General features: G+C 50.1%; 8 protein-coding genes. All 8 read right to left on the bottom strand.

Going from position 1 to position 12,341, the window contains the following annotated elements; all coding sequences use genetic code 11:
- Positions 1–113 precede the first annotated feature (113 nt).
- Positions 114–1,571, bottom strand: a complete 1,458-nt coding sequence (locus HY774_18855; protein MBI4750548.1) for a CHASE3 domain-containing protein — start codon at positions 1,569–1,571, stop codon at positions 114–116.
- A 230-nt stretch (positions 1,572–1,801) separates the two neighbouring features.
- On the bottom strand, positions 1,802–3,436 hold the full coding sequence (locus tag HY774_18850) for a methyl-accepting chemotaxis protein (protein MBI4750547.1): 1,635 nt from the start codon (positions 3,434–3,436) through the stop codon (positions 1,802–1,804).
- A 20-nt stretch (positions 3,437–3,456) separates the two neighbouring features.
- Positions 3,457–4,068 (bottom strand): purine-binding chemotaxis protein CheW, encoded by a 612-nt coding sequence (locus tag HY774_18845; protein ID MBI4750546.1) that lies wholly within the window; start codon positions 4,066–4,068, stop codon positions 3,457–3,459.
- 15 nt (positions 4,069–4,083) lie between these two features.
- Positions 4,084–5,637 carry a tetratricopeptide repeat protein gene (locus HY774_18840; GenBank protein ID MBI4750545.1) on the bottom strand — a complete coding sequence of 518 codons (1,554 nt, stop codon included), beginning with the start codon at positions 5,635–5,637 and terminating at the stop codon, positions 4,084–4,086.
- A gap of 209 nt (positions 5,638–5,846) precedes the next feature.
- Positions 5,847–6,299 carry a purine-binding chemotaxis protein CheW gene (locus HY774_18835; GenBank protein ID MBI4750544.1) on the bottom strand — a complete coding sequence of 151 codons (453 nt, stop codon included), beginning with the start codon at positions 6,297–6,299 and terminating at the stop codon, positions 5,847–5,849.
- 287 nt (positions 6,300–6,586) lie between these two features.
- Positions 6,587–10,159, bottom strand: coding sequence for a GAF domain-containing protein (locus tag HY774_18830; GenBank protein MBI4750543.1), 3,573 nt, complete (start codon positions 10,157–10,159; stop codon positions 6,587–6,589).
- Positions 10,160–10,163: 4 nt separating this feature from the next.
- On the bottom strand, positions 10,164–11,234 hold the full coding sequence (cheB, locus tag HY774_18825; GenBank protein ID MBI4750542.1) for a chemotaxis-specific protein-glutamate methyltransferase CheB: 1,071 nt from the start codon (positions 11,232–11,234) through the stop codon (positions 10,164–10,166).
- Between the two features lie 425 nt (positions 11,235–11,659).
- Entirely contained in the window at positions 11,660–12,295 is a 636-nt protein-coding gene (locus tag HY774_18820; protein MBI4750541.1) for a hypothetical protein, read from the bottom strand.
- Between the last annotated feature and the right edge of the window lie 46 nt (positions 12,296–12,341).

Genomic DNA, 12,341 nt, shown 5'->3' with positions numbered 1-12,341 from the left:
AAATTTTATGTCTGGTTGGACTTAGGGAGAGGGTTCAGGGTTCTTTCAAGGGATGAGGGATGAAGGATGAGGGATGAAAAAATCCCATTGTCACCTTGTCACCTTAAATGGCATCAGGTGCTTTCAATCAATGCCCGCAAGTTTTGGCCTAACTGGTTCAGAGTATGCGCCGCCTGTTCAGCTTGTTTGGTACCAGCCATGTTTTGTGAAGTTGCCAATCGAATACTGTCCATTGCGGATGCCACCTGGTCCATGCCAACCAGTTGTTGCTGGCAGGAAGCGACGATTTGAGTCGCCGCCTGGGATGATTCACCGATGCTCTCGCTCAACAGTCGAATGGTCTCTCCGGCTTCCAGTGACAGCTTGACCCCAATTTCGACAACTTTGGCGCCTTGCTCGGTTGCCATCACGGCCTGGGTCATGGCTTTTTGAATGTCATTGAGGATGGTTCGAATTTGGATCGTCGCCTGTTTCGATTGTTCAGCCAGACTTCTGACTTCTTGCGCCACAACTCCAAATCCTTTGCCGAGGTCTCCGGCTTTGGCCGCTTCGATGGCGGCATTGACCGCGAGCAGGTTGGATTGTTCGGCCAGGTCGCTTACGGAGGCAATGATTTCGCGAATTGACTGGTTCTGCTCATTCAATTTGACGATATGTGCCGCAATAGATTCCATTTGGAGCCTGATGCGTTCCATTCCATTCACGGTTTCGGTGACCGTCGCTTTCCCTTTTTGTGAAACCTGGGCAGCTTTCTGGGCACTTTCGGAAACAATTCTGGCCTTTTGGGTCGCGACATGGGCGGTTTGTTTGACCTCTTCAACCGTGGCCGTGGTTTGGTTGATGGCCGACGCGGTTTCAACGGCGCCAGATGCCACCTGGGCGGTGGTCGCCACAATTTCATTTGAAGAGGTAGTCAATTGAAAAATACTTTCCCGAAGCTGGTGCGTGATGGAACCAGTCAGCCACCAGGAAAGAGCAGCCGCGGCAATCAAAGCCACACCTGAAATCAGGTACATGGCAATTGAAATCAAATTGATTTGAGTTGAGACCCGGTCACGAGCCTCGCTGCGAATCTGGTTTTGAAGATCTATAAATTTATCAACTTTTTCAAACAGCTCGACTCGAAAAGGACGAACCAGCGCCGCTTCATCCAAAATATCCTGAATGGCTCCCTTCCGGCGCAGGTCAATCACCTGCTGTTGTTTCTCAGCCAGTTGCTTTTCCAGACCTGTTATTTCATCAATCATCTGGCGTTCCTGGGGTGTTGAAACCAGTCTATCCATTTCATCGCAGATGGCTCGAAATTCCCTGGCGCCATCTAACCAGCCTTCAATCTGGACTTCCTGCCCATACAGCAAAAAGCCCCGATACCCTTCGCTTTTCTTCAACACGGCCACCCGGAGTCTGGTTGCCTCAAGCACCAGCCGCTGGTTGACTTCAATCAATTGGGTATAGGAATCACGCGTTACTTTGAGAATGTATAAACTGGTGCCAGAAACCAGGAGGGTGAAACACACCAATAAGGTAACTCCGCCGAAAATCTTTTTCCCAATGGTCAGGTAAACTTGCATACTGGTTTTCCTTTGGACGACTGGATACCATTTTTGAATGACCCTGTCGGATAAGCAAGAGGCTCAATTGTTGACAAAATTGTATTTTCCTCAGCCTCTGGCCCGATACTCTCAGCCCTAAATGGTATTGGTTAAAATCCTTGAGAATTGGAAGTTTGACTCGTTTCTAGCCACCACCTTGGACCAATAGACCGCCGGCTCCGTTTCAAGACCCGATGTGGTCACCGGCCTCATGCCTGATAGCGGTCAGCAAGTCGTTTCAAAGATTGTCCAAGTTCATACAGGTTATTAGCTGCCAGCTCGGTTTGTTTGGTGCCGGCCACGTTTTGGGTTGTGACTTGCTTGATATTGTCCATTGCCTGAACCACCTGATCCATCCCAACAAGTTGTTGTTGACTAGAGGCCGCAATCTGGGTTGCTGACTGAGCCGCTTCGGAAATGGATTCAGCCAGCATCCGGATGGATTCCCCGGCGGTGACTGACTGTTTTACCCCAGCTTCGACAGCTTTACTCCCTTGTTCCGTCGCCAGGGTGGCCGCGTTCATCGCTTTTTGAATATCAGCCAAAATGGTTCGAACTTGAGTGGTAGCCTGTTTCGATTGTTCGGCCAGAGTCTTGATTTCCTGAGCCACCACCGTAAACCCTTTGCCATATTCACCGGCCTTGGCGGCTTCGATGGCAGCATTGACCGCCAGCAGGTTGGATTGTTCAGCCAGATCGTTTACCGACACAATAATTTCACTGATTGCTTGATTTTGCTCGCTGAGCCGGACAATGCTGGTGACAATCGCCTCCATTTGATTCTGGATGCGGTGCATTCCCTCCAGTGATTGTTCAATGGATTTTTTTCCATTTTGAGATACCTGGATTGTCTTCTGGGCGTTGTCAGATACAAGTTTGGCTTTCTGGGCGGTCACCAGTGCGGTTTGCTTGACTTCTTCCACTGTGGTTGTGGTTTCCGTGACCGCCGTGGCTGTTTCAGCCGCACCGACACTGATTTGGGTGGTGGTCGCCAAAATTTCACTGGCCGACGTTGCCAGGACATTGATTCCTTCCTGAAGCTCCAGCGTAAGTTGCCGAAGCCTGTCGGTCATGGTTTGAAATGTTTTTGTCAAAATCCCAACTTCATCGGCTCGATTGGCGGGAAGCCCCGTGGCGGTCAAATCACCCTGGGCAATCTGCTCCGCCAAAACTGAGATTTGCCTGAGCGGAATGGCCATGGTCTGATTGAGGAGAATGATCATAATCAACGCCAACCCAATCTCAATCACGCCGATTATGAGCAGCAGGCGATTGGTGTCCTGGATGCGTTGATCAGATCGAGCCATGGCGGTATTGATTCGGTCTTTGCTGTCTTTTTCCAGTTCCAGGGCAATTGTCTGGATTTTGTCAAACCGGCTTTTTTGACCGCCAATGGTCAATTGTCGGGCTTCCTCCAGCTTCCCTGCGGCAACCAGAGAAATCACTGTTTCCCGTGTCTGGCGAAACTCGCTTAATGTCGTTTTCAGGTCTTGAAGTTCAGAAATGAACTTCAAATCGTCACGATTCTGGGTGAACAGCAAAGCCAGTGTCTCGTCAACGCGTTGGGCACGGCCCCGAATGTCCCGCTCCAGTGTTTCCTGTTCGATTTGCCGGGAAGAGAGCGTCATTTCCAATCCCTGAAACCGCTGGGCGGATAGATCAGATCGCAATTCATATAAAAAGATCGTTCCGAGGAAATCTTTTTCAAAGAGTTTTTTTTGTGCTTCCTGAAGTGCTTTCAAATTCGTGTAAGCGGTCGTAATCGCAGCTCCCAGCAACAAAATCAAGACGCCAAAGCACAACAGGAGTTTTGTTCGAATTGTCAGATTGAGAAACCAGTTCATAGATGTTTCTCCTTATTCATTTACCCATCAACCTGTTCTGAAATAATGAGTTGCCTGTCCATCACCAGCCGCTGAATATCAAGCAGAATCGCTCGCTCGCCAGTCACGCCTTTGAGATATTCAGCCTGCACGCCGGTAAACAAATGAACTGAGGGTTGGATTTCGGAAAGAGGAATGGCTTTGACTCCGAGCACCGCATCCGCCAGGAGGCCAATTTCAAACCCCTCGATTGAAACAACAATCACTTTGTTGAGTTCAGTTAGACCTTTTTCAGGAAGCTGAAAGAATTTCTTGATATCAATTACTGAAAGAAGCTGGCCCCGAATGTTGATGAGCCCGAGCACAAAAGGTGGAGTGCAGGGGACGGGAGTCAATTCCCTTAACGGAAATATTTCCCGAACCGCACTCAGTTCAACGCAATAGATTTCAGAGGCCAACCAAAATTCAACCACCGCCACACAGGGAAAATCACTGGTTGTTTCCCGTGGTTCCAGGGCCAACTGTCGGGCTCTGGCGCGCAGAATCCGCCGGGTCTCTTCGGGGCCTGCCTGCTCACCGGCAGCCTGGGTTGTTTTTAAACGGTGGTAAATATTGTCCCAATCAATTGGCGTGATTCGCTCTGCTTCCGCCATACCGGGATCACCTCCTTATCCTGATTGCCCCAACATCGCCTGAATTGTGGTCGCCAGTTGTCCCGCAATCATTCCTTCTGATTCCGGAATGGTGGCTTGTGGGTCATACGCCTTTAACAGAGAAAGCGCGATCATCAATTGTTTCTCTGACTCCTGGCGCCGGCCCTGCCCCAATGCAATCACTCCAAGGGCAAAATGAGCTGGAACATACTCCGGTTCAATGTACATTGCCTGCTTCAAGGCGGTGACGGCAGCTTCAATGTGGTTTTGCTCCTGATGAATGGTTGCCAGCAGATAATAGGCCGGGGTGTTGAGCTTATCGGTGTCAATCGCCATCCGGCACCAGGTAAGCGCCAGCTCATACTTGCCTTGGTTGGCATGGATTCGTGCCTTCAAGGTCATTGCCTGGACATTGGTCGGGTCCACTGCCAGGAGATTGAGCAGTGTCTCAATGGCTGGCTCATACTGTTGGGCAGCATACAACTGAACCGCCGTGTCATACAAAATTTCTGGGGAATTGGAAGCTGGTTGAACTTCCAGTTCGGAGGCCATCTCGCTCACTGTCTCAAAACCCCCCTGTCCCCTGGTCTCCTTGTCCCCTGGTCTCCTGACCTCCCAGTCTTGCTCAATGATTTCCCTTTCATCGTGATGCTGATGCCCTTCCGCCGGCGCCATCTCATCCGCCAGGAACTCTGACTGAGCCCAGGTTGATTCAATTGACTGAAGGAGTGGGCAGTTTTTGGTGTAACACATCATCCCAAGAACTGTCGTGGATTGAAAAGAAGCAAATAAAACCTGGGAAAGCTCGCTTGGACTGACCAGAAACCAGCCATCATCCGCCAGAACATGATGGAAAAACCGAACCACCCGGTAAGCCGCCTCACAGTCAAAGTACATCAAGACATTCCGACACAAAATCAGATTGACTGAGTTGGCGGGGAACCGAGGGAAAGAATCGGGGTTGGCCAGGTTTGAGTACGTGAACGTAACCAGCTTTTTGATGGAAGGCAAAATTTCATAGTGCCCAGGCTGGCTTGTAGTCCTGAAATACCGGGCCTTGATCCAGGCTGGGGTGTCTCGAAACGACCATTCGCTATACCTGCCGGTTTCCGCTTTGTGAAGAAATGTCGAATTAATATCAGTTGCCAGAATTCGAACCGATAGCCCAGACATGTCAGGACATAATTCATGAAGCAAAATGGCAATTGAATACGGCTCTTCGCCAGTACAACACCCGGCACTCCAAATTGTTGGCGGGATTCCAGTTTCCTTCCAGACACGGATCAAGGCCGGTAGGATTTCCAATCGAAGCGCTTCGAAAGTGTTCTTTTCGCGAAAAAAATAGGTTTCTCCAACCGTCAGATGGTGGGCTAAAATCTCGATTTGTTTTTGGGTCAGCGGGGCTGCCAGCAACCACTTCACACAGGCTTCCGGATCAGCAAAATCAAAGGTCGAAGCAACCCGACTCAAACGGTATTCGAGATCAGACTGACGCTCCTTTGGGAAATTCAATCCCAAATGACCCGCCACCAGCTCACGAAATTGGGAAAGGGTTGATTCTGATAGCATAGTAAAGTCCTGGGTTCCGGGTTTTGGAAGGGACGAGGGATGAAAGAACTCACCTTGTCACCCTGTCCCCTTGTCCCCCTGTCACACTGTCACCTTGTCATTGGATAAGACCGTGGGCTGCGCACCACGGCTATTACACGACGACCCTGCGGGCCTCAAATCCTCATCCTGGCGCTTATGCCTTGTCACCCTGTCACCTTGTCCCCGTGTCATCCCGTCGCCTGTTGAATCGCTTGCTCTTCATCAAGTGAAAGAAAAGTATCCAGGTCATGAATGAAGATCATTCCCTCGTGAAGTTTGGCGATACCCTGAATGTATTCCGCAACTGGCAAAATTGTATCAACGGCCACAATTTCCTCCATCTGGCATTCGAGCACATTGAGAATGGTATCCACGACCAGAGCGACAGATCGTCGCGAGGTTCGGGCAAGAATGAAATGATTGGAAGGGACGATTTCCCGTGTGGGTAACTGAAAGCGTTTTCGAATGTTGATCACCGGCACAAGCTGACCCTGGTTGTTAATCACCCCCAGCACAATGTCAGGCATCTTGGGCATGGGAGTGATTTCAACTGCCCGAATCACCCGTTCGACACCGGTAATCGAAAGGGCATAGAGTTGCTCATCAAGTGTGAAAACCATCAGGTGGATTGGCTGAGTCATTGCCGGTGGGTCCTCCTGTGAAGTCATAAGCGCCAGGATAAGGAAACAGAGCCCGATCTGGGCAAGGGGACAAAGGGGACAAGGAGAAAAAACAACTGGTCGCCTTCCCCACTCTCAATCGGAACTGATTCAACCTGACAAATCTGGTGAAGTGTCTCCGTGTCTCCCTATCTCCTTGTCTCACACAGGCTTAAACTTCCTTATCCTGGTCCGTATGTCCTGTGAAGTGTGCTGGCGCAAAGGCCAGATAGTTGTTTCGTTGGGCTTCAGGTATTGGAACTCAAGCGTTAGCCATTCGAGGTCCCCAACACTTCTTTGATCTTTCGAAACAGATCAAGCGGTGAAAAGGGTTTATGGAGCATCCCTGGCTTTACTCTTCCCTCAATCTGGCCCTCAATCGCCTCTGCGCTGTACCCGGTCATTAAAATAAATTTCAAATTTGGGTCACGCCGGGTGAGGGTCTCAAACAACTGTTTGCCACTCATTCCGGGCATAACCATGTCTGAAATGATCAAATCAACTTTCCCGTCATGGTGCTCAAACAATTGAATTGCCTCCAAACCATTGACGGCCTGGAGAACGGTATAGCCTTCCGGTTCCAGGACCGCCGTCACCAGGTCCCGAACAATTGACTCGTCTTCAACCAGCAAAATGGTGCCGCTTCCAGAGAATGGTTCCTCATTCACCACTTTGGTCACGACCTCGCCGGCGGTAACGACGGCTGGAAGATAAACCCGGAAGATTGTCCCATGGTCCAACTCACTATAGACATTGATAAAGCCATTGTGCTGACTGACGATCCCGTACACCATCGCCAGTCCTAACCCGGTGCCCTTGCCAGCTTCCTTGGTGGTAAAAAATGGTTCAAAGATTCGTTCCTGGGTGGCCCGGTCCATTCCGCTGCCGGTATCCCTTACTGACAGCAAGACATAGTCCCCTGGTTTGGCAAAGGTATGAAACCGGCAATAGGCTTCGTCAAGGCTGATGTTGCACGTCTCAATCAGGAGCACTCCACCATTGGGCATGGCGTCGCGGGCATTAATACACAAATTCATCAAAATCTGCTCAACTTGTGAAATATCGGCATGAATCACCCACAGATGGTCGGATTTCAGGAACCTCAACTCAATTTGCTCTCCAATGACCCGCCCCAGAAATTTTTCAAGGTTTGATATCACCTCATTGAGATTAAAGTGTTTTGCCTCAAGGATCTGTTTTCGGGCAAACGTCAGGAGCTGACGGGTCAACATCGAAGCCCGGTCAGCCGCATTGGCGACTTCACGGAGATAATTCTTCACTGGACTGGCCGGGGGCACGGTGCGGATGGCCAGATCGTTGAACCCCATAATGGCGGTCAAAATATTGTTAAAGTCATGGGCAATGCCGCCGGCCAGCGTTCCAATTGATTCCATTTTTTGAGCATGGCGCAATTGTTCTTCCAGGATTTTGCGCTCGGAAATATCGGTGGCCACGATCAATCTGGCGGGTTGCTGGCTAAACTCAATCACGTGTGAGACAACGTCTCCCCAAATGACGGATCCGTTTTTGGTGTAATGCTTTCCAGTACCTGAGAGGTGTGGTTCGGATGGCGCCGGTGCATCGGACTGATCTGGGATGTCACCCGCCTGAGCTCCCTCCGGGTAAGAAAGGTCGCTCATCGTCATGGTGAGAAATTCTTCGCGTGAATATCCATACCGGGAAATCGCGGTGTCATTGACCGCCAGAAACCGGTGCGTCGTTAAATCCTGCACCCACATGGCCTGTGGGCTGGCTTCAAACAGAAGTCGGTATTTTTCCTCGCTTTCGCGGAGTGCTCGTTCGGCCTGGCTATTTTGCAGCGCAATCCCAACCTGGTTTCCCAGCAGTCTTCCTAAATGAAGATCATTGGACGTAAACCGACCCGCCGCCGCCTTGTCTGTGGCAAACAAGACTCCCATCAACGTACCGGCAAACTTGACGGGAATCGCCATAATGGATACCTGATCCTGGGCAAGTGGTTCGAGTCGGTGTTCCCATTGGGAATAATCTTCGATCACCATGGCCTCGCCTGTTTCCACGACTCTTCCAACCAGACCTTGCTCTACCTGGACCAATGTGGGGTAGTGACCAATCGTGCTCAGGTTGACGTCCAGGGTTAAGGTTTGAAGGTGTGGGTGAAACGCGAAATACCCTCCATCTGGAACTTCCAACAACTCCATGAGTCCTTTAACCGCCGTTTGTAAAATTCGATATGTTTCGTGCTGCGCTGAAATATCAGCCGTCAAATGGCTGAGTTGCTCTAACTTTGAGGCACGATCCTGGGTGGACTGATATAACCGGACATTGCTGAGCGCCGCGGCGCATTGATTGGCCACCAGTGCCAGCAATCGCAGGTCACCTTCGCCAAATTGATGAATTTGGGTGGTTCCAACCATCAACACACCCAAAACGTCGCCACCTGAGATAACCGGAATAAATGCCGCCGAGACAAACCCGGTTTCGGCCAAAAAGGGTGGAGCCGTTCCATCTTCGGTATCCACCTCCAGTACAATCACAGGTACTTTCGTTCGAAATACAGAGCCAAACACGGTCTCATCGGTATTGCTCACTTGAAACTCTTTGAAAAGCGAGCACTGGCTTCCCACACAACTGGCCAGGGTCAGAACCTGTCCTCGTACATCAGCCAGGAAAATACCAGCTAAATCTGCCTGAACCAGATCCCGAGCCGTCTGAGCGGTTTGGGCCAAAATTTCATCGAGGTCCATCGTCGTCAATAACTGCTGGGAAAGGGCAAACAACATCGCCTGTTCCTGGATCCGTTTGGATTTCATCAACTCATAGAGCCGTGCATTTTCGGTGGCAGCGGCAATCTGATTGCCAATGCTTTGGATCCATTCAATCTCAGCCTGGTTAAACTGTTGAGATCGAAGCATATACAGCACAATGAACCCAATGATTTCCTGCTTTGCCCGGAGCGGGATTCCCATAAAAAACTGGGAATTCGAAGGGAAAATGGAGTGGATCTTGAACCAGGGGAAGGCACCAGGCACGGGCTCAGCGGATTCGGCACCTGAATTCCCTGGCTTCATTCCCGGTGACTGAAGGAACTGGTGCACCAGTTTTGGGTTCAGGAGTTCGACAGGCAATTCACGGTTTGCCTTTAAGACCAGCGTCTCACCTTCCCGAAGAAAAATTCCAGCCCCATCAATCAGCAGAATTTCAATTAACTTCTCAAGGGCAACTTCTAAAATTTCATCCAGGTCCAGCGATTGATTGAGGGTGTTGCCAATCGCGTTGAGTGTCGCTAAATGGAGAACCGAGGTCTCTAACTCTTCTTCCCGGCGTTTCAACTTGTCGTTGATGTGAACCGCCTGTTCGTAGGTTGAAATCAGTAAATCCAGGATTTGCTGGCGTTCGGAAGTAATGAAGTGGATTTTTCCGGCAAATTCGATTTCCACCCCCATCTGAAGCCGATTGCGTTTCCGCAATTCCCGATTGGTGAGGATGTATTCGATACGGGTTAATAAATAATCTTCGTTATAAGGCTTGGTAATAAAGTTGTCAGCACCGCATTCAAGGCCACGCAAAATATCCGTGGTATCAGATAAAGAAGTTAATAAAATAATCGGAATCTCTTTCAGCGTTTCGTCGCTTTTCGCCGCTCGACAAAAGTCATACCCATTCATTTCAGGCATCAGGACATCACTGACCACCAGAGTCGGGTCATTTTCCCTCATGGCCGTTAACCCATCAGCGCCGGTTCTGGCCAGAAGGCATTGAAACCCCTGGTCTTCGAGAAACCCAACCAGCTTTTGCGCCTGGGTCAGGCTATCCTCCACAACCAGTATTTTTTGATCTTTTTTGGCCCGTTTTTCAAACATAGAACTATCCTTCCGAGAAACAGGGATTGGGGTTGCCTGAATTGAGTTCTTTTAAATATTGAGCAATCTGGCCGGGATTGAGCACATATTGAGCAGCCCCAAGGCTTACCGCCTTTCCCGGCATTCCAAAGACAACCGAGCTTTTTTCATCCTGAACAATAGTAATGGCCCCTCTTTCGCGCAGTAATTTGAGTTCAGCCGCGCCATCAGCTCCCATCCCCGAGAGCAATATTCCGACGACCTGCCGTCCGTTCACTTTGGCCACCGACCGAAAAAAAACCGAAACCGAAGGACAATGATGTGTTTCGGCACTACAGGCCCTGAGTCCGAGTCGGTCACCAGGCTCCATCTCGACTTGATACCCATCTGGAGCAATATAGACCCGGCCAGGTTGGAGCAATTTTTCGTGGACCGCAATTTGAACCGGCAAGGCGCAGGATTGACCCAGCCATTCCGCAAAACTTTGAATAAAGCCAGTGGCCATATGTTGAACGATGACCACTGGGGCCGAAAAATTTGACGGCAGTCCCTGTAAAATGATTTGTAATGCTTGTGGTCCTCCGGTGGAGGCACCAATGGCCACCAATCGGATTGGCTCCTCTGGCTTTCGCTCCAGTTCAATGGAGCGAATCTCAGTTACTTTTTTCCGTCCAGACCGGGGCCATCGGCGAACCACTTTGACTTCGGACATCAATTTCACGCTTTGGACCAGTTTTTGAGCCGTGAGTTCGTGGTCCGAATGACCAATGCCGGATGGACGCGGGAGAACCATCAAGGCACCAGCTTCCAACGCCTGAAACGTCACCGCGCTTTCCTCCGGAGTGACGTTCCCGCTCACAATGATGATTGGTGTCGGCACTGTCTCCATAATCTGCCGGGTGGCCTCAAATCCGTTCATGCCCGGCATATGGATATCCATTGTGATCACATCCGGGCGATAGCGTTTGACGGCTTCGAGTGCGGCTTCACCAGTGCGAACAGCTCCAACAACTTCAATTCCAGGGTCGGAAGTGAGGATGGATTGCAGAAATTCCACAATGATGGGTGAGTCTTCGACAATCAAAACCCTGATCATGATGAACTGGCTCCGGATTCAATATTATTCAGGTATCTCGAATGAAAAATGCGAAAGTAAACTCAAAGCTCAATCCTGTGGAAAAACAGACCGAGCTGTAACCGAAGTGCTGGTTTCTGCGGAAAACCAGTCGGCATGACCAATAAGTAAAATGAGGCGACCAGGAGAAAGAATAACCAGCTTTTCGAAGCTGTCAAAGAAATTCTTTTGAAAAACTATCAAGTCTCGCTATATAAATGGGTTAACCAGCGCGCCGTGCTTTTGGTAGATGAGATATTTCAGAGAGTGTTTCTTTTGGCGCAATCGGATATTGCAACGGCTCGGTTTTTCAATTTTTTCTCTCAGGCCGAAGACCAAACACGTTCGATCAATTCACCTGAGCAGAACATCGTTTTGTTATGTCACCATAGTGACATGGTATACCGTTATTTTGCCTTTTTATTTTTCCGGTCAAGGCAGTCTTCGACGCACTTTTCCAGTTTTTCGCGGAGGCGGTGCGCCCGAATGCGCAACGCATTGAGCGGAATCCCAAGCTGCGAGGCAAGCCGGGTCCGGTTCTCGATTCGCTCACGCTCTTTTCCCTGATGATAGGTGACAAACAAGTCGCGACTTTCGGCAGTGAGTCCTTCCAGGCATTCTTCAAGGCAATCCAGGGCGTGCTCATGCTGAATTCGATCATTCATTTGACGCTCAACTTCATCCGGTGTCGAGATTGGATGGGAAGATACCGGGAGCGAATCTATGGCGGAGGGCGCTTTCTCCTGATGGCGCCAGTGTTCGCGCAAAATATTACGGGCAATCCCATAGAGATACACAATGGGCTCGCTCGCTTGAATTTCAGACCCCTCGGCCAGTTTGCGGGCAGCTCGATGAAAAGTGTCGTCGGCGTATTCCGCAAAATAAGGACATCCCTGGGCTTCAAAATATTTCATCAATCGCACCCTGGCCTTTTCATACACCTGACCTGCCTGCTCGCGGTCAGCATGGAGCCACCGAAGCAAGGTGTCAAAGGCTTCCTGGGTCATCACCCAGTCATTGGGATTGATTGATGGTTGGGCCACGTGATGCAGTTCTCCCGATAAAGTTGAAAGTAAAACCTCAAAATCA

Source organism: Acidobacteriota bacterium (assembly GCA_016208495.1).
Taxonomy (GTDB): domain Bacteria; phylum Acidobacteriota; class Blastocatellia; order Chloracidobacteriales; family Chloracidobacteriaceae; genus JACQXX01.
This window is presented reverse-complemented; position numbering and strand designations above follow the sequence as displayed.